A 22,484-nucleotide genomic window follows, 5' to 3' on the forward strand; every position below is an offset into this window, starting at 1 on the left:
GATTAAAACGCTTTTATCTCGAACAAAATTTAACCACGAAAGGTCAACACGCCCTGATCAGTGCCAAATAAGAAGCACAAGGAAGCAAAGATGGAGACAACCACATCCCATGAGCGAGTAATAGACGCACAAGCTTATCAGCAGCTTGAAGCGATACTGGCTCAAAAAATAGAAACACAACGCATTGTCACTCAAGAGGCAAAGCGATTGGCTTACGGCACCGATGCGAGTTTCTATCGCTTGGTGCCGAAAATGGTTCTAAGGCTCAAGAACTTAGACGAAGTCATATTCACCATTCAAAGTTGTCGCGAACTCGGTATTCATTTTACCTTTCGCGCCGCGGGCACCAGCCTGTCAGGGCAAGCGGTTTCAGACTCGGTACTCATCACACTGACCGACGACTGGCGCGGCCACGAAATCGTCGACAACGGCAATCAGATCATCCTTCAACCGGGTGTGATTGGCGCTGATGCAAACAAATACCTTGCCCCTTTCCAACGTAAAATCGGCCCAGATCCAGCCTCTATCAATACCTGTAAAATTGGTGGTATTGCAGCGAATAACGCCAGTGGTATGTGTTGTGGTACCGCGCAAAACTCTTATCGCACCGTCGAGAGCATGAAAATCGTATTGAGTGATGGCTCCCTGCTTGATACGGCTGATAACGCAAGTGTTGAGGCATTCAAGCAATCGCACAAAGAACTGTTTGAAGGCATTGTTGAATTACATCAACAGACAGCGTCAAACCAAGAACTCGCAGACAGAATTCGCCACAAGTACCGCCTCAAAAACACCACTGGCTACGCTCTGAATGCCTTGGTCGATTACCACGATCCAATTGAGATCATCAAACACTTGATGATTGGCTCAGAAGGCACACTAGGTTTCATTGCTGAGATTACCTACAACACGGTCATCGAACATCCGAACAAAGCTTCGGCTCTGTTAGTGTTTGCAGACATAGAGCAAGCCAGTAAAGCCGTTACTACGCTATCAAAAACACCCGTTGCTGCCGTTGAATTGATGGATGGCAGAGCGCTGCGCTCAGTGGCTGATAAGCCAGGTATGCCGGCATTCATGCCGAACTTGGATTTGGAAGCCGCGGCTATTTTGGTGGAATCACACGCCAGCTCCCAGCAGGACTTAGATTTACAATGTAAATCAATTTTGGACGCATTGACTGAATACACGATTGTTGAATCGGTGCCTTTCACTTCCGATCCAAAGACAGTCGCAACTCTGTGGGGCATTCGAAAAGGCATGTTCCCTGCGGTTGGAGCCGTTCGTGAAGTCGGTACAACCGTTATCATCGAAGACGTGGCTTTCCCTGTCGAAAACCTTGCTAATGGTATTCGAGAGCTGCAAGAGCTGTTCGATAAATACGACTACAGCGAAGCGATTATTTTCGGCCATGCCCTCGAAGGCAACCTGCATTTTGTTTTTACTCAAGGCTTTGATAGCCAAACAGAAATCGATCGCTACGGCGGTTTCATGGACGATGTTGCCGAGCTGGTTGCGGTGAAATACCAAGGTTCTCTAAAAGCAGAGCATGGTACTGGTCGTAACATGGCGCCTTATGTGGAATTGGAATGGGGCAAAGACGGCTATGCCTTGATGCAACAGATCAAAGCGCTGTTTGATCCAGAAAGACTGCTCAACCCCGGCGTTATTATCAACGACAATCCGAATTCACACATAACCAATTTAAAGCCAATGCCTGCTGCTGACGACCTTGTCGACCGCTGTATTGAATGTGGCTTCTGTGAGCCTGTTTGTCCGTCTCGTACGCTGACTCTATCACCACGCCAACGCATTGTTCTGTACCGAGAACTGCAACGCCGCCGCGCTGCGGGCGAAGAGATAGAAGCAAGCGAACTAGAGAAAACCTTCGAATACCAAGGTATCGATACCTGCGCCGCAACTGGCCTGTGTGCCGAGCGTTGCCCAGTGGGAATCAACACCGGCGATTTGATCAAGAAGCTTCGTATTGCCAAATACGAGAAATTTACACCAATCGCCAAATGGACAGCGGATCATTTCTCGACCACCACAAAGCTGACCAAAGCTGGGCTCAAAACCAACCAAGTGGCAAGCAAGGTTCTAGGAGCGAATACAGTCGGCAAGCTAACCAACGGCTTGCGCTCAATAACTAAAGGTGCGACGCCGGTTTGGATGCCTGAGATGCCGCAATCCAATAGTCACTCGCTAGTCTCATCACCAGTGACGGCAGAATCCTCAAGCAATCATAAGAAGGTGGTTTACCTCCCTTCCTGTGCAAGTCGCACCATGGGACAACAAAGCGATGCGGGCGACCAACGTCCTCTAACTGAAGTGACCATGTCTTTGCTTAACAAAGCCGGATTTGAGGTTATTCTTCCGAAGAAGCTAGACGACCAATGTTGTGGCATGCCTTACGACAGCAAAGGGATGACCGATTTAGCCCAATCTAAAGCACAACAACTCGAAGAAGTGTTGTGGCAAGCCAGTCGTCAGGGTGAATACCCAGTCTTAATGGATACTAGCCCATGTGCTAAACGCAGTATTGAACAGTTCACCAAACCGTTAGAGGTATTAGAGCCAACAGGATTTGTGAATCAATACCTGCTTGAACACCTGACGCTTGAGCCGCTACAAGAGACCGTGATGCTGCATGTGACTTGTAGCTCTCGTCGAATGGGTTTGGAAGGCGCGATGTTGAGCCTTGCTAAAGCGTGTACCGAAGAGGTCATCGTTCCTGAACATATTCAGTGTTGTGGTTGGGCGGGTGATAAAGGTTTTACTACGCCAGAACTGAATGAAGCGGCGGTACACCCACTCAAAGAACAAGTACCGAGCAACTGTACTCGTGGGTTCAGTAACAGTCGAACCTGTGAGATCGGTTTGTCACATCACAGTGGCATTCCGTATCAATCAATCTTGTACTTGGTGGACGAAGTCGCGCAGTAGCACCATTCACGATGCAAAAGGTATTAGCTTTAACCTAAAACGAAAATGGCAGCCGGATCAGGCTGCCATTTCTTTATTCGTTTGTTCGAAAGATGCTACTTAACTGGATGCTGATAAGCTAACCGTTATTAAACTAGATATTACAAAGCTAAGCGCATCAACTCTTCTGGCGAGTAGTGTTCTGCTTCTGCACCTTTGGCGATTAAGTCGATCACTTGAAATTCGCTCATGTCACCAAACTCTTTGGTTAAGTAATCACGAAACGCTTTCTTGTTCGGCCACTTACCTCGCACGATATAGCCCTCTTCTTTATCGAAATCTTCCGTTTCAAAGAAGGAAAAGTCGGTCATACCAATATTGTGGCAATACAAAACGAGATACATGTTGAATCCTTAACGCTGAACATTTAACTAAGCTAAAAACCGATCGACAACCGATCCGAAAGCCAATTCAAAAAAACAGGCTCAAGGTTACAACATAAATGCCAAATCGAACACTCTATCGAACACCCAATCAAGGACTTAAGCAACCTGCACTTTTTCGTTAATCATCAAACATCATGTTGATGGCCGCGCCTAACAGAATCAACCCAACAATTGGCCCCATGACTGCTAATGGCGCGCGTTCAATGTAGGGCAAGTTTTCTGCAATCATCAAACCCCATTCGGGTGCAGGCGGTTTCGCTCCCAAGCCGATGAAGCTAAGCGAGGTCAGGCTCAATGTGATTACTGGCAGCCTCAACATCGCGTGCCTTAGCAAAGGTGGCAATACATAAGGAAGCAAGTAGAAACGGAAGATTCGAAGCTTGCTGGTGCCCCACAATGGCGCGAGGTGCGTATAAGGTTGAGCCTTTGCTTCTACGATCAAGCTTGAACAGTGAGCAGCCAATGGTGCCCAAGATACCAATACAATCGCGATCAATGCGCTGTTCGGGTTCATCCCCGTTAAGCCAGCAACCAGCAGGCCTGCAATGATGTAAGGGATACCCTTAGTGATCTCGATAAGGCCTTGGCTAAAGCGGGTATTGAAGCCCATGATGATGCCTGTCACCAAACTCAAAAACGTCGCCAAGATACCGGCTTGGAAGGTCGCGACCATACCTGAACCGATTCTCGCTAACAGATCTCGGCCAATGCCATCCGCGCCTAATGGTGCTTGCCAACTTGGATCCGCTAAGCGAGCAAATTGACTGGTGTATGGGTCACGAAATGCAGCCCAAACCACGATTGAAATCAGGAATGAGAGTATTGTAAAAGCAACAGCACGCTTGGTGCGGCTTTGTGTAAAACGAAACGAAGAGTGGCTACTAATCAGCTTACCGCTTTTCAGGCTGTGACCCAGAATCAACTGCTGAACAAACAAGCTCATGCTGCTCACAGCAATTGAAAACAGTAGCAGCACCAACAGGCCGCCTTGCAGCATCGGCAAGTCTTGCGCCTTAGCTGCGCCTAGAATCATGCGCCCGATACCCGGAATCGAGAAGATAAGCTCAACCGCGACCGCGCCACCAGTCAAACCAATCACGATCATCGCGATTTGTGGGATCAGGCTGCTCAGCGCTCTTTTCAGCGCAAAGCGAATAATTTGGTTGGAGTGAACGTTGGCACTGAGCCAAGTAATCACCCAAGGTTCATTGAGAACACGTTGTAAACTGTCTCTGAGTAGGCGACTAAATAGGCCACTGGCGGGCAATGCGAGCGCTAAACTCGGTAACCAGATATCTTGCCAGCCTTGCCAACCATACGGCGGCAGCCAACCTAACCAGATAGAGAACACCAGTATTAATACCGAAGCCACTACGTACTCTGGCAACGATATTAATACCGTACTTAAACTGCTGTAGCTCTGCCCCAGTTTGCCCTTCTTCCAGCTGCGTAAGGTGGCAAGCAAGCCTGCACCACACAGTACGAAAGTCATCACAAGTGCGCTAGACATCAAAAACAGAGACGTCGACGCTGTCTTTTGAATGCCTAGTGCAACCGAAGAGCCATCAATCCATGACTTACCTAGGTCGCCTGAAAAAGCACTTCCTACCCAGTCAATCAGGCGCTCGCTTGCCGAACGGTCAAGCTGAAGATCAGCGCGTACCGCTGCTAGAGCTTCTGGCGTAAGCAAATGTTGTTGCCCCGCTCTCGCGCGCAGAATGGATTGACTTGGGTCGATGCCTGCAATGTCAGGCATCAAGCCAACAAGAATCACCACCACAATCAGTGAGGCAATTCTTGATAGCCAAGGCGTCAAGATAAATAAGGTTCGACGCAGAGTCTCAGCAGATAGCATCTATTTAGTTAGCCTGTTTCGCTTGTTTGATCTGTGTAGTTTGGTCAACTAAACGGCGCTCACTTGGGTCACGAACCACATTGCTCACGCGCTCGCTTTCACCTTGAATCACACGTTCGTGAAGCAGTGGAATAGCCGCGAAGTCGTTAAGGATTTTTTGCTCGGCTTCGATAATCGCTTGCTGACGCAGTGCACCTAATGGTTGCAGATCAGCGTGAGTCAGTGCTTGGTCTACTTCTTGAGAACAGAATTGACCAAGATTGAATGAACCCTTACAGCCAAAGTCACTCATCATGTAAGCCACTGGGTCACCCGAATCTAGAACCGTTGCGCGAGAAAGGATGAACGCATCGAACTTTCCTGATAGCGCGTCGTTTTCTATCTGAGCGTATTCACGGATATCCAGCTCAACCTTGAAACCAGCCGCTTCAAGTTGCTGTTTAAGCAGCGCTGCCACTTCTGGAAGCTCAGCACGATCAGTAAAGGTACCGATAACAATGCTTTCACCGTTCGCTTTTAGCGTTTTATCAACGGCCTGACCTTCAGGTCGAATTGGCTCAGCCCAAGCAAGTGCAGGACCTAATAGACCTTGCGCGATATCCGCGTGGTTTTCATAAACAGTGCTAACGATCTGTTCTCTGTCTACCGCAGCAGCCGCGACTTTACGCAAATTAATATCGCTGAACACGCCTGACTTGTTGTTCAGGTAAAGCGTATTAGTACGAGGCATCGCTACTTCGTAAAGCAGATCAGGATCAATGGTCGCGATTTGTGAAACGGGTACCGCTTCTACGATATCTGCCGTACCGGTTCTTAGAGCCGCAGCGCGCGCAAAACCGTTCGGAACGTATTCTGCAATCACAGATTCAACCTGTGCTTTTTGACCCCAGTAGCCATCAAAACGTTTCAGTTTCGCGCTTGTTGTACCGTTAATTTCAGTCAATTCAAATGGACCAGTGCCCGCGCCCGTTGGGATAACACGACCATCATCTTGGTACGCACTTGCTGCAAGAATCGCTAATTGAGGGCTTGATAAGCGACTTGGTAGAAGAGGGTCATCAAAGCTGGTTTTGATCTCTACGCGGTAGTTGTCCATCGCTTTCACTTCTAAGTCTACACCATCTAGAATGCGCGGCTTAGGTGCTGCTTCAAGCGCTTTTTGTAGAGAGTTCACCACAGAGTTTGCCGTTAACGTCGAACCATCGTGGAATTTAACGCCTTTGCGAACCGTAAATTGCCAAGTTAATGGATCAACCTGTTTCCAGTCCGTTGCCAGCATCGGCTGTGCTACCGAAGTAGGACTCAAGTTCACTAACGTTTCAGCCGTGCTCCAACGAGATAACTTAAAAGCGTCATCAGAAAGGGGTGACAAGCCGGTTCTTGGCGGTTGCATCATCGCAACACGGATTTCAGATTTGACCGCCGCATCGCTCGACTCTGGTTGAGAGTCAAAACAGCCCGTCAAAGGCAGAGCCAACGCAAGCGCGCAAGCCAGTTTGATTGAATTAAAACGCATAGTTATTTTTCTCTGTAAGCTGTGTTGTGTTAATAAGCTGTGTTGTGTTAATAAGCTGTATTTCGTTAATAAGCAGTATTTCGTAATAAATAAGGTTGTGTTAACAAGTAGATTTCGAAAGTGGCTGAGATTCGATCAGCAACTGAGTCGCAGGGTGAGCAGGTGTGCTCATCACTTGAGGTGTCGGTCCATGCTCCACCATCTCGCCATGGTCAAGAACCAGAATTTCTTCACAAAGCGCCTTTGCCGCACCAAGATCATGCGTCACCAAAACGATTCGCATGTCGCGCTTATTCTTCAGTGAGTTAAGTAAATCCAGCAACCTTTGACGGTTCACAGGGTCAAGGCTGGCAGTCGGCTCATCGGCCACCAACACTGCGGGTCTAACGACAAGAGCCCGAGCGATAGCCACACGTTGAGCTTGGCCTGTAGAAAGTTGATTCGGTTTCAGTGATAACAAAGTGGCAGGTAAGCCCACGTCCAATAGCGTCTCTTCAATAATGCTTTCATGATTACCAGAAACGTCTAAGTTGCTTAACGGTTCGGCTAAGATCTGTCGAACGGTATAGTAAGGGTTGAGACTGGTATGAGGCTCTTGTGGTACCAACTGGATCAAGCGACACACCCTTGCTTGCGTTTTGCTATTGCGAATCGGCAGCGAATGGCCAAATAGGCTGATTCGGCCAACAGTCGGTGATTTTAGGCCAAATAACAGCTCAATCAGTGTCGATTTTCCGGCACCAGAACGGCCAACAATGGCTAAGCTTTTGTCTTCAACATTGAGGTCGATGTTCTGTAGCGCTTTGAACGCCTTACCCCCCAACCAACTCGGGATTGAGTAATAGTGCACACCGACATTCTCGAACTTAATCTCGATCGGTGTTTGTGTTTCTGAATCTATCACTGGCATTAACGGCGAGACTTCTGAATTTAATGGTAAGGTCGGGCTCATTCGATTAAGTCTCTCAATGAACAACAGAAAGCGTGAGAGCTTGATTCAAGCGCATGTTTTGGTGCGCCGTAAGCCACCACTCCACCATCATCGATGACCAACAACTTGTCACACGCCAATGCGCTTTGCAGGTCATGCGTAATCAGCAAGCCACCAATTTGTCGTTGCTTAACATTGTCTCGAATCAGCTTAAGTATCTCTTGCTCTGTCACCGGATCTAACGCGCTGGTTGGTTCATCGGCGATGATGAGATCGGCGTTACTCAGCAAGCCAATCGCAATACAAATCCGTTGACGTTGCCCTCCCGAAATTTGGCTCGGATATAACGGCAATATAGTTTCAGGGTTAGGAAATCCAAGCTGCACTAACAATTCAATGAGTTTGATCTTGTCTTGTGATTTAAGCTTAGTGCGCGTCCCCGTCAATGCCAAACTGAGTTGACCTTCAATGGAAACCAGAGGATTTAATGCTTGAAGCGCATCTTGAAAGATAACTGCGGGGCGCTGTGCTGCGGTTCTTTGCAACATAGGCAAGCCACACACGGCATCGCCAGAAAGAGAAATATGGCCTTCAACCTCAACCGTCTCTGGCAGAAAACCCGCAATCGCGCGTGAAAGCATCGACTTACCAATGCCTGATGGACCCATGATCGCCAACAGCTCACCTCGATATACATCGAAATGAATATCTTGAAAAAGTGTTCTCGAAGAGGTTTTGATCGTTAATTGGTCAACAGACAGAAGTGGGGCGTTCACGCAGATACTCATAAATGGATGTTATAACATAACAACTCTATCATTAAGCCTACATGATGAAAAGCTAACATTGAACCGTATCGCATTTTATTGGCTGTTTGATTGACCATTTTTACTAGGTCATTAGATAGAAAAAGCGCCCTTAGCATAATGCTGTCAGGCGCTTTCAAAGCTACTGGCAAGAACGACTGTGTTTCTAACCTAATGACACGCCGCGGATGCACCTTCTGTTGAAAGGCACTTCTGCTTAACTTGTGCGATGAACGGATACAAGAAGGCAATACGTCCAAGATAAAACAAGGTAAACGCCAACCACAAACCATGATTGCCCCACATATTGATTGATAATGCCTGTACCGCTAAGAAAACCAACAAAGTAGCGATGCTAGAGTCCCTAACCGGACGCGTGGTACCCGTTCCGGTAAAGATGCCGTAAACCGTTAAGCCAAAGCCAGACACCAGCGGGAACACAATCAACCACGGAGCCATCTCTTGATATAGAGCGACAAGCGTTGGGATATCGGTAAACAAGAAGACAATGCTGTCTTTGAATACCAAGGTGAGGAAGGTTAGTACGGCAATAAAGCTCGCCGTCCATTGGAAGTTAAGTCTTAATACACGATCCAACATTGAAGGATTTTTCTGACCTACCGCTTTACCCGCGAACACACTCGATGCATTGGCAATACCGTCAAACATGTAACTGACAATGAAGGTCACCTGCATCAAGATCGCGTTAGCAGCCAGAACATCGGCACCCAGTTTAGAACCAGTACGCGCCATCATATTGAAGAAAACTAAAATACAGATGGTACGAAGTAAGAGATCAGTATTTGAAGAGATAATTGTCGATAGGTCTTTCTTAGTCATCTTCGAACCTTGTAGGAACTCAGAGATCGAGATATTGCTGGTCTTAATCACCAGTGTCATACCAATAGCGAAAGTAGTGACTTGTGCAATCAAACTTGCGTAGGCCACACCCGCAACACCCAAGTCGAAATAAAGTACAAACACCGCATCCAATACAATATTCAACACGTTACCAAACACTTGTGTGTAAAGAACTTCTTTGGCTTTCGCCTGCCCCATTAACCAACCAATAATGGTGTAGTTGAGCAGTACAAAAGGTGCACCATAAATCAAAATACTGAAGTAGATGTGCGCGTGCTCAGCCACTTTCGCTTCAGGTTCTATCACCCACATCGCGCCTTGCCAGATGAGTGGTTGTATCAAGATAAAGATCAAACCCACCAAACCAGACAGCACGAACGGACGCATCAAGCTGCCCGCTAAATCAGAACGATTCCCTTTGCCCAGTGCCATCGCACTTTGTCCCGTGGTACTAACACGGAAAAAACCAAACAGCCAATACATGGTGTTCATAATGATGGTGCCGATCGCCACGCCACCAATCAATTCAGCAATGCCAAGTTGGCCGATAACAGCAGTATCCACCGCACCTAACAAAGGCTGTGTCACCGTTGAGATGATGAAGGGGAAGGCGATTTTCAGATAATCTTTATGGGTAATGGTCATATATTCTAGCGAGTGATATTAAGAATTATTTGCAATTAGAACGGAATGCTATCGCTTAATCCGTACGTTGTCATCAATTACTGAGGTAAATTATCAACAAGCTTTCTCTTCATTACATCATCAACATAAGATGCCTTTCAGCCATTGAGTGAGCAAATTAGCCACAACAAATGAGTAAAGCCACACTCGACAAAACACAACAATACGTTACCGATACAATTCATTAGTTAGCCTAATAAAGACTCAGTAAAAACTCACAGGGAGGTAGAAATCAAGCTCAAACACCTCATCACTATTGAGAAAATGGTTCCGATGATAATGCACATACGCAGGAGTCGAGCGCTGTTTGAAACCAGAAGCCGGTAACCATTTTTCCAATACCATACTGATCTGTGGTAGCAGCTCACCATAACGACCATTAAGTCGAAATACGGCATGCAAACCGCCTGGAATCACCATCTGGTTCACGACACCTCGATACTTGATCGGCTCATCTATCGCGATGCACGCTACATAACGACACTGATCCATTTCAACCCAAGCAGGGTTAGAGTGATGCAAGCCGAATTGACTCGAAAAATCACGCTGTTCGGAGTTCGCCCATGCTTTCAATATCAACCAAGCATTGCGAATGGATCGGTTATAGCCAGTATGTCGAACATAAGCTGCCATTCGGTCTGATACTTCAACAATTTTAGGTTCCGGCAACTCCCGCTGCGACACATTCAAATAGCCTGCCGCCACTTCGGGATCTTTCAGGTAAGGTTTCTCTGCAATCTGTAAATCATGCTTACGCCATTCTCCGGGCGACATATTAAAGGTCGCTTTAAATGCTCGGCTAAACGAAGACACAGAGCTAAAGCCACATTTATGGGCGATCTCAACCACAGACGAGCTGGTATCGAACATCAATTGATTAGCCGCATACTCCATTCGAGTGCGTCGAATGTATTGATGCAACGACTCCCCAACCACACTTTTGAACGTGCGATGAAAGTGTTGCTCTGAATACGCAGCAATCTCAGAGAGCGCTTTTGCCGACAAAGGCTGACTGATGTCTTGGTGAATATGGAACAAAACATCATTGATTCGGGATATGTGTTGTCGTGACATCGTTCAAATAGCATAAATGGACATGTTTAAGAGCATAAACGGACACGCCAGTTTTTACAATTGCCGTGTAATATCAAGCGATAGAATAAAAACGATAAACGACGAGACACAACACATGGAAATCGCACAGTCATTACAACAGATTCAATCTTCATACATTCGAGAGATCCTCGCAGCCGCAAGCGATCCAAATGTTATTTCGTTGGCCGGTGGTTTACCCGATGCGAAAACATTCCCTATCGATTTAATGAAGCCTACGCTAGAAAACCTAGCGAACATGCCTGAAGTTTTCCAATACGGTTCGACCGCAGGTTATGGCCCGTTGCTTGATCACCTAACACAAAGCTACCAATTGCCAGAGTCACACACGGCCATGATCTGTACCGGTTCTCAGCAAGGTTTGGATTTGATTGCTCGTGCGTATGTTGACCCGGGTGATGTGGTTGTGATGGAAGCGCCAAGCTACTTAGGTGCGATGCAGGTGTTTGGCCTAGTTCAAGCAAACATCGCTACCGTGTCTCAAACTGAATTTGGCCCGAACCTAGATGAACTGGAAACATGCTTTGCCGAGCAAGCGCCAAAAATGTTCTATGCCGTGCCTGATTTCCACAACCCAACCGGTGTGTGCTGGGCAACAGAAACTCGTCAAAAAGTGGCTGAGCTGTGTATCAAATACAACGTAGCCTTCATTGAAGATGCACCATACCGTGAGCTACGTTTCACTGGTACGGAACTGCCATTGGTTTCTTCGTTCTGCCCTGATAACTCTATCGTTCTTCGTTCATTCTCTAAGATTGCATCGCCAGGCCTACGTATTGGCGCGGTAACAGGCAAACGCAGCTACCTTGAGCCACTGATCAAAGTGAAACAAGGCGCTGACTTGCACTCAAGTGTACCCATGCAAGCGCTGCTTGTCGGTCTTCTGAAACATGAAGACTTCAACGTACATATGGAAAACATTCGCACACTGTACAAGTCTCGTTATGAAGTGTTGTTTTCAGAACTAGAGAAACAGCTGCCTGCTGACTGCGTATTAAAATCCGTTGATGGCGGAATGTTCATTTGGGTAGAAATCCCAGAGTGCGATACCTTCGAATTAGCTAAGACTTTGCTATCGAATGGCGTCGCGGTAGTACCAAGCCCAGTATTCTATCCAAAGGCCGATGAAGCAAAAGCCGCACTGCGCCTAAACTTCACTAACGCCAACCCAGAAGAATTAACAGAAGCGGTGAAACGCTTAGCGGAAGTACTTAACCAAGCGTAATCGCTGACGATACTGAACGCTTTGGTGATAGCCTGATCGGCTTATTGCCGAGAAAGCCGCAACGAATTAGCATTAAGGGCCAATGTCATTCTCAACAAGAGAGTCACATTGGCCTTAATTTTAGGTCGCTATAAAACACAGAAAGGACTTCACTTTGCCTCATTGTATTATCGAACACTCATCCACTATTGATGGTCAGCAAATCAATCAGAAAGTGTTTCTCGGCGCGATGGAATCTCAGTTGTTCTCACCAACAGGAGAAGACATCAAAGTACGCAGCCTTGCCTACCAGCATTACCAAACTGGTGAAGTAAAAGAAGACTTCGTGCATGTCTCTGTGCGTATTTTGTCTGGGCGTAACGAAAGCATTAAAACGATGCTCTCCAAGTCCATTTTGGATCAATTACTGACTCTTCCACTATCCAATGCTTCGCTGACCGTAGAGATCATTGATATAGAGACAAGTAGCTATTCAAAAGCCTTAGTTTAAAGGCAAGTCACAAACGAACAGCCTCTCAAATAGAGTGTTTTCAAAGCATTAGTTAGACAGCATGGAGCAATAAATGGAAGTGGTGATTGGTAACAACCCTGAATTGATAATGAAAGCACAATCCATTCGTCATCAAGTCTTCCTTGTTGAACAAGGCATACCGCAGATATTGGATCTTGATGGGCTCGATCCTGTCTCACATCATGCACTCATCACCGATGAAGATAATTTAGTCGCGACTGCACGCTTGCACATTGATGAATCAGGACGCTCAACTATGGCGCGTGTTGCTGTTCTACAGCCTTATCGAGGATCTGGTATCGCATCTGAAATTGTTATGGCACTTCTAAAACATGCCTCTGAACATGGTGCTAAAGTAATTGAAATCCACGCTCATCAATACCTAAAGAATTACTATGAAAAGTTTGGCTTTGAGTTCATTCGTGAAGTAGAAATCGTCGGGGAACACCAGCTCATTGAAATGAGATACAACATAAGTTCGTAGCCAAATATTCAATAAACAACAAGATATCACTACTTATCTGAGCTAAAACTGCTTATCAAATAGCTACCACCTCCACACACCTAAAACCACACTGGCAATAATGCTAAATAGCCCTACTTTTGGTTGGTTTTTGTCCTTCCTTGGCTTGGTTATACTGCGGCGGATTTTAATAAGCCAATATGGGCAAACCTGAGTAAATCAAACTCAGTATGTATCATAAAAGGCGACCGCTCTGGATTTACGTTCCAGCTCGCAGAAAGGAAAAACCATGTCTCAATATGTTGTATGTGCTCTGTATAAATTCGTAGCACTTGATGATTACCAAGAAATTCGCCAGCCACTCACTGACGTGTTAGAAGCCAACCAAATCCGCGGTACTTTGCTACTTGCGAGTGAAGGTATCAACGGCACCGTTGCAGGTAAGCGCGAATCTATCGACGCTCTTCTTAAATGGTTCAAACAAGATTCTCGTTTGGCTGATGTTGTTTACAAAGAGTCGTTCAACGAAGAACAACCATTCAACCGCACCAAAGTTAAGCTTAAGAAAGAGATCGTAACCATGGGCGTTGAGGGTATCGACCCACGCCACGTTGTCGGCACTTACGTGAAACCAAACGAATGGAACGCTCTGATTTCTGACCCTGATGTAATTCTGGTTGATACTCGCAACGACTACGAAGTCGATATCGGTACATTCAAAAATGCTGTAAACCCAAACACAGAAACCTTCCGTGAATTCCCTCAATACGTTGAAGAAAATCTCGATCCTAAGAAACACAAAAAAGTCGCGATGTTCTGTACTGGCGGTATTCGTTGCGAAAAATCAACGGCCTACATGAAAGAGCAAGGCTTTGATGAGGTTTACCACCTTGAAGGCGGCATTCTTAAGTACTTAGAAGAAGTACCTGAAGAAGAGAGCATGTGGGAAGGCGACTGCTACGTATTTGATGGTCGTGTTGCAGTAAACCACCAACTAGAAAAGAGCGGTTACGATGTGTGTAACGCGTGTCGTCTGCCAATCACTGACGAAGACAAAGCCTCTGAGCACTTCGAGAAAGGCGTAAGCTGCCCTAAGTGTATTGATAAGCACAGCGACGAGCAGAAAGCCCGTTTCCGCGAACGTGAAAAGCAAGTTCAACTGTCGAATGCCCGTGGTGAAACCCACGTAGGTGGCGAAGCCGCTCACCTTATCGATCAACGTAAGAAAGAAAAGCTTGCACACAAAGAGCAGCAACGCTCTGGTAAGAAAGCAAAGTAAGCTTTCTGCTTTCAACACACATAGTTCTAAACATATAACTATAAATAGTTAGCTATATACACAAAAAAGGGCGCAAGTTCGAAGATGATTTCTCGAGTTTGTGCCCTTTTTTGATCGCTTTACGGCTTTGTGTTTTGAACCACATTTCTTTCGATAAATTGCTTCTATACTGTCAGGGCGTGTTGACCTTCCGCGGTTGGATTTTGTTCGAGATAAAAGCGTTTTAATCGCGGCGAGGGAGAAGTAGCCTAGTCATTCTAAGCAAATCTCCCTTAACAAAGAGTAAAACGCTTTTAGCCGAACCCTTCGGGCAGCGTTTGCTGGTTATTTCTACTACGTTATCGGCCTCTCATGTAGGCTAGCTACACATCAAAGCCTCTGCCTTGTAGAAATACCCAGCAATTCGCCGCAAAAACAAGCTCGAAAGATCAACACGCCCTAAAAATCCGACTAGAGAGGAAGTGCCAATGCTCAATGAAAACCATGCCTTTATCTTAGATTTCCCAGATCTTAAATTAGACATTGTTCAGCTCAACCACGACGACGAAAAATTCAAAGCAGACATGCAGAAATACCACCAACTCGACTACGACATCCGTCAGCTAGAAATCTCTGGCAGCCCTATCGATGACGACAGCATGCACAACCTCAAAGTTGAACGCATGGCGCTAAAAGACTCGCTACACAAACAGCTCACGCGCCACCACGCACTTAAGATCGTATAGAAAAATCAGTCCAAGACTTTATTCTAAGCCATGCATCACGCATGGCTTTTTGGTTTCATCACATCGCAATTCTAAGCTAATTCGGCTTCTTCAATTATGTTACTGTTTGCTTATTCAAAGGCGTTTGATAAGGAAGAAAGCAAAGTGGCAAGACAAGAAGAGAATATACAACTCCAGCTCGTTTCAAATTCTGAATTCGAAGAACTGTTTACGTGTGTTAAACAAGGTCTTTTCATACACGTAGATAACGTTTTCGGATGGGACGACGACTTCCAACGTCAACGCCTAATCAATGATTATCATCCCTCTTGGTTTCATTGGATATATAGCGAAAATGAGAAAGTAGGACTAGTCTGCTTTAAGCCTTATGACAACGCATACCATATTCATCTGCTGATCATTTCCCCTCAATACCAAGGTCAGTCTCTTGGTAAAAAAGTCATGTCACTCATCCACGAAAAAGCCCATCAAGAACAACGAAACCAAGTCACTCTGTCGAGCTTTAGAAGTAACACCCGCGCCATCAGTTTTTATCAGGCGCTTGGCTACCAAATTGTTGATGATAGTGATACTAATTTCGTGGGGATGACTCTCTATTTAAACTAGAAGCGACTTCGCTAATTAAACGCCCTAGCCACTCGGCCGTTGCTGCTCAATTCGTAGTGACCAATATAGGCTGGGATAAATACCGATTGCCCTTTGGTGAGGGTTAAGTGCTCGCCTTTCTGACTCATTAGCACTAGGTCATCATCTATTGCCATTAAAATTTCAGCGCCACTTGTGATAACTTCTTCTTGATGAGGACGATGAAAGATATTGAAATTGAAGTCACTGACCGGGATATCATAACAATCACATTTACCCAGTTTTGATGGCTCTAACAACAAGCCTTCGAACGGAATTGGCGTGAATTTTGTGCAGGCGACTAACTCAGCGACATCAATGTGTTTTGGCGTTAAACCTGCTCGTAGCACGTTGTCTGAATTTGCCATAATCTCAAGCCCGGTACCTTTAATGTAAGCGTGCGGAGTGTTCGCATTCAAATACATCGCTTCACCTGGCTTTAGTGTGATCAAGTTAAGCAGCAGAACACAAAACAGACCGATATCGTTCGGGTACTGATGGCTAAGTTCAATGATCAATGCAAATTCTGTTTGATCTTGGTGAGCCTCTGCGTAAGTCAGAAGTTGCTCTAGTGCTTGATGTTTACATTGGTCATTAAGCGTTAATAGATCACGGAAAAACGCTTCTAAACCTAGAGAGTCAAGGTGGGTCCCAAACTCTTCAATCAAGCCAGCGAGCACGCTAGAGTCTAATCTTCTGAACAAACCTAATATTTCATTAAATTCTCGAAAGCCATTCATCGCTTGGTACTCAGTGATCGCGTAAACCAATTCAGGTTTATGGTTAGAGTCTTTATAATTACGATGCCCTGCAGTCAGAGGGATTCCTGCTTGCTCCTCTCTCGCAAAGCCTAACTCGGCTTGGTGCTTGTTTGGGTGGACCTGGACCGATAGCGCTTTTTCTGCTGCCAAGATCTTAAACAAGAACGGCAGTTCACCGAACTCCTGCGCAATATCAGTAGATAAATAAGCGGGTTTATTCTTGTTAATCAGCTCAGAGAGAGGCACCAAATGTTGGTCAAGCTTAACCATTGAGCAACCTTTTGGATGCGCTCCCATCCAAACTTCCGCTTGCGGCTCTTGTGACTCATTCTTAAAGCCAAACAGTTCACGTATCGAAGAAATACTCCCCCATGCATAATTTTGGATGGTGTTTTCCATTGGGAAAAATGAGTGTTCTGAGAAGTGGCTGAGTGACATGGCGTTTTCCGTAGTGAGCCCTTTGAACACAATTCAGAGAGCTGATTTCTAATAACGTAAATAATTAGAAAGACTACAGAGAGCAGCTAGAACCCACATGAGATGAGGTCTTAGACGCAATAGGAAAAATTCTTAGAAACAGGTGAGAACCATGAAAAGCGTGAAAAGAGTCACATTTGAATGCTACGTAAAAAAAAGCTGAAGATAGGGTAGCTGCATAATAACCAGAGGACCATTAGCAGCTATCTTATTTACGAAGAAATCCCTTAAAAGCCAGAGCGAACCTCTGCACTTTTCTGAGGCGATTGAGCTTGTAAGAAAGGCAGTAGCAGCAAGCCAATAACGGCCGCACAAGTCGAGATGGTAATGAAGAACCCACTCCAGCCATAAGTTTCTAGAACGAGCGCTAATGGGTAGCCAGAAAGTGCAGCACCCATATAGGCAAATAAGCCAACAAAGCCTGTCGCAGCTCCTGCGGAGTCTTTATGTGAGCATTCCGCGGCAGCCATACCTATTAGCATTTGAGGGCCAAACACAAAAAAGCCTACACAAAACAGCCCAGCCGCTTGAAACACAAAGTTGGTTAGAGGCATAAGCCATAAAGCGGATACTGAGAGGAAGATACCAATCGCGAACAGGATATTCATGGGACCACGGTTACCACCAAACAGCCTATCCGATCCCCATCCAGCAACAAGTGAACCAACGAAACCGCCAATCTCAAACAGAGACAACGCAGCGTTGGCGTTTATCAAACTATAATCGTGCTCTTCGGTGAGATATAAATTGCCCCAGTCGTTAACTGCCGTTCTTACGATGTAAACCAACACATAGCTAAAGGCGAGCAGCCAAATGTACTTATTGCTGAACACATAGGCTTTCAGGATCTCTCGATAGCTTAACCCTTGCCCATGGCTCTCTTGCGCCAATTCTAGATGGTCATTGCGCCACTTCCCTACCGTCGGAAGCCCCATGGTCGTGGGCTTATCACGTAAGCGCAAACAGACGATAAGACCAATAAAAACACCAATCACACCCGGCCATATAAACCCAGTTCGCCAACTGTATTGGAGAGTTAGATAGCCGACGAGAATAGGAATCAATGCCCCACCAACGTTGTGTGCTGTATTCCATATAGCCCAGCGAAAGCCTCTTTCGGAGCGAGAATACCAGGTCGTCAATAACTTGGAACACGATGGCCAGCCCCAGCCTTGGAACCATGCATTAAGCACCCAAAGCGATATAAAAGCCGCCAACGAACTAGAAAAACCAAACGCGATATTGATCAAGCCTGTCGCGATTAGGCCGAGCCCCATGAAGTAACGCGGGTTCGACCGATCCGATATGGTGCCTGAAATAAACTTAGATAAGCCGTAAGAAAGATAAAAGAGCGTGCCAATCAAGCCGATATCGCCTTTGTCTAAGCCAAGATCGGTGATCATGGCTGGCGCGGCATAATTAAAGGTTTTACGAGTGAAGTAAAAACCTGCATAGCCGACATACATTCCTATCATGATGTGAAGACGCCAATAACGATAACGCTGATTGATCTCATCATCGCTTAGAGTATGACTTTTTGACGTTGTTGAGCGCAGAAATCCAAACATATTCGTTCTCACACTTTAGGTAATGTAACGCTGATATTAGTACCCGAAGAAGAGTCATTAGCGTTGATTGCCATCTTGCCACCGAGCGCCTGAACACGCTCTTGCATACCACGAACACCCATTCCTTTGAGAAGATCCTGCGCTGTAAAACCAACACCATTGTCTGTAATTCGAAGATAAGCTTGATCATCTAGAATCAGTTCTATTCTAATTTCACTTGCTTCAGCATATTTGTGGGCATTGTTTAAAGACTCTTGGCACAGTCGGAAGAGAGTAACCTTGAGCGTGTCACTCAAACATGAGTAGTCACCGTGCCAATTTAGCTGGATATCAACGCCGTGATCTGAAAACTCCATTTCCCGTATGAGCTGTTCAACGGAGTCCTTCAGGTCAAGGTCGTCCAACATTTTTGGTCTTAGCTTTGTTAGCAAACGCTTGGTGGTGTCATAAACATTCAACGACAATGATTCAATCGTACCAGCACAGCGAACGCTCATTTCAGCCGCATCGACACGTTTGATAATGCTCGCTTGAGTCCGAATTGCCGTGATGTTCTGGCCTATCTCATCATGTAACTCACGGGCAATATCACGACGAACCGATTCTTCAGCCGTGATTAGCTGACGGGAAAGGTTTTGATTCCTAGAGAGCTCACTGCGTAATTTCGAGTTGAGATCTTTTTGTTTTTGAACAGCTAAACCAAGCAAAATACCTGTGATGGTCTGAGCGGAAAGAGACAAGAGTAAATCAGTAATTTCGAGTTTGGACGTGCCACTGTGGGCTGCAATCAACGCGACGCTATTTAGCAGGGTAGCGAGCAAGGCGCCTTGCCATCCATAACGAACGGCGAGCAAGATAATAGGGATAGCCATACAGAACGGGGCGAAGCGCCTTAGCTCATCTGGCAAACTGGTTTGTATCAAAATACTGACGACCAACAAGAGGCTATATAAAGCGATGTGACGGATTTTGAACTCAATGACATTGTTGATTAAGTAAGAGCTCAGTGGCGCCCACTTATTTTGGAATAGGTAATTCCATACCAGATAACACATCGGCACTAACATCAAACCACCCGTGATGCTCACCAACCACACCATGTAAACAGCCGGAACATGAGAACTGACCGCGGCAACATTGATGAGTGCTGTGACCATGATTAAGCTCGCCATCACCAACAAGTGACGATTCAGGTCACCAGAATAATAACGTTTGGCAATTAGAGTGGCTGGAATACTTAGTCCACTGGCGATTAGTATCGTCAGCCATTGAGGTTCATCAAGTAGGAGAGCGAGGGCAATCGCGAGCCCCCACTCTGCAATATAGATAGCAGGCCAATAGTGAGTGCGAGTGTGCAGCGTCATTCCTAACCGGAGTGAGAATGGGAAAAGCAGAATGGCTAACTCAGGGTCATTAATGAAATAGAAGGCAATAACCCATAAACAGAACCATGCACAGCCAGCCATAAAAACCCCGCATAAGGAGGTGGCTAGATAAGAACGCATTAGTACTGGTCTTGAGCGAACAATTTAGCTAACTCAACGTTGTTCTTAACATTGAGTTTGTCCATGGCATTGGCACGGTGCACATGTACCGTTTTATGGCTAACCCCTAACTCGACAGCAATAGATTTCACGTCGAGCCCTGTCGCCAATAACTGGCACACTTCGCTTTCCCTGCGGGTGAGCTGATTTAACGAGGCTTTATTCTTCATTGGTGTCGCAAGTTTTATGGCGATATCTGGCGTAAGGTAGCAGCCGCCATTTGCGCTCGTGTGTACGGCCTGAATTAACTCATCAGGGCTACAGCGTTTACTGAGATAACCTTTAGCTCCTAACTCTAATGACTTTTCAACCATCGCCGGAGAGTCATGTACGCTCAACATAATACTAGCAATGCCAGATGGAATCTCTTCCAATAAGCTCAGGCCACTTTCATCTTGCATTGAAATATCCAAGATAACGACATCAGGGTGACAACTTGGCAGTCCGAGGCGCGCTTCTGCCGCAGAGTTAAACTCCCCCACGACCGTTATATCAGTTTCAAGACTGAGTAATTGAGCGAAGCCAGATCGAACAATGACGTGGTCATCAACAAGCGCAACATTAATCATGATATTAACCAAAATTAAGAGTGAGAAAGAAAAATAGCCCCAACAGGAGCTATCTAAAATTAAGTTTATTGGTAGAGATGATACTGAATCGAACTAACGATTGGTATGATCTCACGTGCTTTAAACCAATAAAGCACGTGAAACTATCTACCCGAAACTATCTTTGCGAGAACAAGTACTCAGACAAGCTACGCGTTTTGAGCCGCTAGGTGCATCTTCTTCGCGTGACGAATCTTCTTCTCTTCCGCAATAGCAACGAACAACAGTAAAACAATACAAATGGCAGCAGAAGTATCGAGTGCTGCAAATGTCCCTTTCCAACCTGTTAAGCCGAAAATAGGCGTTCCGTCTGCAATCATGCCTAGGCCAAGTTTGGCAAAACTGTCACCAATTAGGTAAGCAAATGTGCCTTTCACGCCATCAGCCACACTGATTGCTTTCTTAGGAACAAAACCTACCGCAGCAACACCAATCAACAGTTGAGGACCGAATACTAGGAAGCCAAGTACGAATAGTGATGCTAGGTACATGAACTCGCTCGTTGCATGCTGATAAAACTCTAGAGATACAATAATCAGTCCAAGCGATACACAAGCAACTAAAGCACGACGTCCGTTAGCAAGGTCTGATAAATAACCCCACATTAATGTACCGACCAGAGCGCCAACTTCAAACAGAGTAAAGCCTGAAATAGCCGTTTCTTTTGATAGACCTAACTCTTGATACGCATAAACTGTAGACCATTGATCGATACCGATACGAACAATGTACAAAAAGATATTCGCGAAGCAGAGTAACCAGATCACTTTGTTTTTAAGGATATATTCAACAAAGATCTCTTTCTTAGTCATTTGATTTTCTTCAGCAATAGTATCTTCTTCGCTGATTTCTTCGTCAAACAACTCTTCAACTGTACCTAAACCGTATGCTTCTGGAGAGTCGTTACCAAAACGCATCCCAATAAAACCAACCACAATCGCGATGATCGATGGGAACACGAACATACCAATTACGTTGCCATCAAAAAAGTAGTTAGCGCCAAACATCGCTACACCAGCAGCACCTGCACCACCTACGTTGTGTGACATGTTCCAAAGACCTAAATACGACCCACGCTTATTACGAGGCGTCCATTTAGTAATAGTCGAATAACTTGAAGGACCACCGGTACTTTGAAAGAAACCACTCAATGCGTAGAAGGCAACCATCATGAATAAGCTAGCGCTGCCTCCACCCAAGCTGAAGCTAAAGCCCAACATGGCAAGGCCAGATAGGATAAGCATGAATGGCAGGAACTGCTTGGTGTTTTTGCCATCCGCGTAGTAGGAAACAACCGTTTTACCAATACCATAAGTAATTGAAAAGCCAAGACCAATAAGACCTAGATCGGTCATTGATAATCCATAAGTAGAAATCATGTCGTTTTGCGCGACATTGAAGTTCTTACGGATTAAATACATGGTCAAATAGCCAATGAATACGACTAGGTACGATTGTAGGAATGGTTTAAACCACATTTTTCTTCTAGTTTCGACCGGAAGATCCAGCGTCGGTTTTCTAACCTGATCTAGGAACTTTAACATTGTGAACTCTCTTATTAT

19 protein-coding genes are annotated in these 22,484 nt (G+C 45.7%); 7 read left to right on the plus strand and 12 right to left on the minus strand.

The window, feature by feature from the left end; all coding sequences use genetic code 11:
• The first annotated feature begins 90 nt into the window (after positions 1-90).
• Positions 91-2,946 (plus strand): FAD-binding and (Fe-S)-binding domain-containing protein, encoded by a 2,856-nt coding sequence (locus AB6E08_RS12335; RefSeq protein ID WP_372064592.1) that lies wholly within the window; start codon positions 91-93, stop codon positions 2,944-2,946.
• A gap of 140 nt (positions 2,947-3,086) precedes the next feature.
• On the opposite strand, the gene AB6E08_RS12340 is transcribed toward AB6E08_RS12335, so the two are convergent.
• From AB6E08_RS12340 to AB6E08_RS12370, 7 genes are all read right to left on the minus strand, one after another.
• Positions 3,087-3,329, minus strand: coding sequence for a hypothetical protein (locus AB6E08_RS12340; RefSeq protein ID WP_372064594.1), 243 nt, complete (start codon positions 3,327-3,329; stop codon positions 3,087-3,089).
• Between the two features lie 160 nt (positions 3,330-3,489).
• Positions 3,490-5,226, minus strand: coding sequence for an ABC transporter permease subunit (locus tag AB6E08_RS12345; protein ID WP_260256686.1), 1,737 nt, complete (start codon positions 5,224-5,226; stop codon positions 3,490-3,492).
• Positions 5,227-5,230: 4 nt separating this feature from the next.
• Entirely contained in the window at positions 5,231-6,742 is a 1,512-nt protein-coding gene (locus AB6E08_RS12350) for an ABC transporter substrate-binding protein (RefSeq protein WP_372064596.1), read from the minus strand.
• A 100-nt stretch (positions 6,743-6,842) separates the two neighbouring features.
• On the minus strand, positions 6,843-7,694 hold the full coding sequence (locus AB6E08_RS12355; protein WP_102540430.1) for an ABC transporter ATP-binding protein: 852 nt from the start codon (positions 7,692-7,694) through the stop codon (positions 6,843-6,845).
• Positions 7,691-8,449, minus strand: coding sequence for an ATP-binding cassette domain-containing protein (locus AB6E08_RS12360; protein ID WP_372064598.1), 759 nt, complete (start codon positions 8,447-8,449; stop codon positions 7,691-7,693). The genes AB6E08_RS12355 and AB6E08_RS12360 overlap by 4 nt, the downstream gene beginning before the upstream one ends.
• Before the next feature lie 201 nt (positions 8,450-8,650).
• Positions 8,651-9,985, minus strand: a complete 1,335-nt coding sequence (locus AB6E08_RS12365) for an MATE family efflux transporter (protein WP_372064600.1) — start codon at positions 9,983-9,985, stop codon at positions 8,651-8,653.
• A 243-nt stretch (positions 9,986-10,228) separates the two neighbouring features.
• Positions 10,229-11,098, minus strand: a complete 870-nt coding sequence (locus tag AB6E08_RS12370; RefSeq protein WP_017083000.1) for a GyrI-like domain-containing protein — start codon at positions 11,096-11,098, stop codon at positions 10,229-10,231.
• A gap of 115 nt (positions 11,099-11,213) precedes the next feature.
• Here AB6E08_RS12370 and AB6E08_RS12375 point away from each other — a divergent pair, with 115 nt between their 5' ends.
• The 6 genes from AB6E08_RS12375 to AB6E08_RS12400 all read left to right on the plus strand — a co-directional run bounded on the left by AB6E08_RS12375 (position 11,214) and on the right by AB6E08_RS12400 (position 15,946).
• Positions 11,214-12,362 carry a PLP-dependent aminotransferase family protein gene (locus AB6E08_RS12375; RefSeq protein ID WP_280532153.1) on the plus strand — a complete coding sequence of 383 codons (1,149 nt, stop codon included), beginning with the start codon at positions 11,214-11,216 and terminating at the stop codon, positions 12,360-12,362.
• Between the two features lie 154 nt (positions 12,363-12,516).
• Positions 12,517-12,852 carry a hypothetical protein gene (locus AB6E08_RS12380; RefSeq protein WP_017089988.1) on the plus strand — a complete coding sequence of 112 codons (336 nt, stop codon included), beginning with the start codon at positions 12,517-12,519 and terminating at the stop codon, positions 12,850-12,852.
• Between the two features lie 73 nt (positions 12,853-12,925).
• The gene (locus AB6E08_RS12385; RefSeq protein WP_017082997.1) at positions 12,926-13,357 is read left to right on the plus strand and encodes a GNAT family N-acetyltransferase; all 432 of its coding nucleotides are present in this window, start codon (positions 12,926-12,928) and stop codon (positions 13,355-13,357) included.
• A 268-nt stretch (positions 13,358-13,625) separates the two neighbouring features.
• A complete protein-coding gene (locus AB6E08_RS12390) occupies positions 13,626-14,615 on the plus strand; it encodes a rhodanese-related sulfurtransferase (RefSeq protein WP_017082996.1) in 990 nt (329 codons plus the stop codon).
• A 467-nt stretch (positions 14,616-15,082) separates the two neighbouring features.
• Positions 15,083-15,340 carry a YdcH family protein gene (locus tag AB6E08_RS12395; RefSeq protein WP_010432560.1) on the plus strand — a complete coding sequence of 86 codons (258 nt, stop codon included), beginning with the start codon at positions 15,083-15,085 and terminating at the stop codon, positions 15,338-15,340.
• A gap of 96 nt (positions 15,341-15,436) precedes the next feature.
• Complete coding sequence (locus tag AB6E08_RS12400; protein WP_017100903.1) at positions 15,437-15,946, plus strand: N-acetyltransferase; 510 nt, start codon at positions 15,437-15,439, stop codon at positions 15,944-15,946.
• Between the two features lie 11 nt (positions 15,947-15,957).
• Here the strand turns inward: AB6E08_RS12400 and manA are convergent, their stop codons facing one another.
• The 5 genes from manA to uhpT all read right to left on the minus strand — a co-directional run bounded on the left by manA (position 15,958) and on the right by uhpT (position 22,466).
• Positions 15,958-17,163, minus strand: coding sequence for a mannose-6-phosphate isomerase, class I (gene manA, locus AB6E08_RS12405; RefSeq protein WP_102257668.1), 1,206 nt, complete (start codon positions 17,161-17,163; stop codon positions 15,958-15,960).
• A gap of 266 nt (positions 17,164-17,429) precedes the next feature.
• Positions 17,430-18,770 (minus strand): MFS transporter, encoded by a 1,341-nt coding sequence (locus AB6E08_RS12410; protein ID WP_372031596.1) that lies wholly within the window; start codon positions 18,768-18,770, stop codon positions 17,430-17,432.
• Positions 18,771-18,778: 8 nt separating this feature from the next.
• On the minus strand, positions 18,779-20,275 hold the full coding sequence (gene uhpB, locus AB6E08_RS12415) for a signal transduction histidine-protein kinase/phosphatase UhpB (protein WP_372031593.1): 1,497 nt from the start codon (positions 20,273-20,275) through the stop codon (positions 18,779-18,781).
• Entirely contained in the window at positions 20,275-20,883 is a 609-nt protein-coding gene (gene uhpA, locus AB6E08_RS12420; protein ID WP_009846132.1) for a transcriptional regulator UhpA, read from the minus strand. Before uhpA ends, uhpB begins: the two co-directional genes overlap by 1 nt.
• Positions 20,884-21,071: 188 nt before the next feature.
• Complete coding sequence (gene uhpT / locus AB6E08_RS12425; protein ID WP_372064605.1) at positions 21,072-22,466, minus strand: hexose-6-phosphate:phosphate antiporter; 1,395 nt, start codon at positions 22,464-22,466, stop codon at positions 21,072-21,074.
• Between the last annotated feature and the right edge of the window lie 18 nt (positions 22,467-22,484).

It is taken from the genome of Vibrio sp. 10N.247.310.24 (assembly GCF_041467175.1).
In the GTDB taxonomy this organism is placed as follows: Bacteria; Pseudomonadota; Gammaproteobacteria; order Enterobacterales; family Vibrionaceae; genus Vibrio; species Vibrio tasmaniensis_A.

Bases quoted from the DNA above. Each gene is read 5' to 3' on its own strand.
- AB6E08_RS12365 (WP_372064600.1), bottom strand. From the start codon at position 9,985: ATGACCATTACCCATAAAGATTATCTGAAAATCGCCTTCCCCTTCATC.
- AB6E08_RS12355 (WP_102540430.1), bottom strand. From the start codon at position 7,694: ATGAGCCCGACCTTACCATTAAATTCAGAAGTCTCGCCGTTAATGCCA.
- uhpB (WP_372031593.1), bottom strand. From the start codon at position 20,275: ATGCGTTCTTATCTAGCCACCTCCTTATGCGGGGTTTTTATGGCTGGC.
- uhpA (WP_009846132.1), bottom strand. From the start codon at position 20,883: ATGATTAATGTTGCGCTTGTTGATGACCACGTCATTGTTCGATCTGGC.
- AB6E08_RS12395 (WP_010432560.1), top strand. From the start codon at position 15,083: ATGCTCAATGAAAACCATGCCTTTATCTTAGATTTCCCAGATCTTAAA.
- AB6E08_RS12410 (WP_372031596.1), bottom strand. From the start codon at position 18,770: ATGTTTGGATTTCTGCGCTCAACAACGTCAAAAAGTCATACTCTAAGC.
- AB6E08_RS12390 (WP_017082996.1), top strand. From the start codon at position 13,626: ATGTCTCAATATGTTGTATGTGCTCTGTATAAATTCGTAGCACTTGAT.
- AB6E08_RS12400 (WP_017100903.1), top strand. From the start codon at position 15,437: ATGTTACTGTTTGCTTATTCAAAGGCGTTTGATAAGGAAGAAAGCAAA.
- manA (WP_102257668.1), bottom strand. From the start codon at position 17,163: ATGTCACTCAGCCACTTCTCAGAACACTCATTTTTCCCAATGGAAAAC.
- AB6E08_RS12340 (WP_372064594.1), bottom strand. From the start codon at position 3,329: ATGTATCTCGTTTTGTATTGCCACAATATTGGTATGACCGACTTTTCC.
- AB6E08_RS12385 (WP_017082997.1), top strand. From the start codon at position 12,926: ATGGAAGTGGTGATTGGTAACAACCCTGAATTGATAATGAAAGCACAA.
- uhpT (WP_372064605.1), bottom strand. From the start codon at position 22,466: ATGTTAAAGTTCCTAGATCAGGTTAGAAAACCGACGCTGGATCTTCCG.
- AB6E08_RS12375 (WP_280532153.1), top strand. From the start codon at position 11,214: ATGGAAATCGCACAGTCATTACAACAGATTCAATCTTCATACATTCGA.
- AB6E08_RS12350 (WP_372064596.1), bottom strand. From the start codon at position 6,742: ATGCGTTTTAATTCAATCAAACTGGCTTGCGCGCTTGCGTTGGCTCTG.
- AB6E08_RS12345 (WP_260256686.1), bottom strand. From the start codon at position 5,226: ATGCTATCTGCTGAGACTCTGCGTCGAACCTTATTTATCTTGACGCCT.
- AB6E08_RS12335 (WP_372064592.1), top strand. From the start codon at position 91: ATGGAGACAACCACATCCCATGAGCGAGTAATAGACGCACAAGCTTAT.
- AB6E08_RS12370 (WP_017083000.1), bottom strand. From the start codon at position 11,098: ATGTCACGACAACACATATCCCGAATCAATGATGTTTTGTTCCATATT.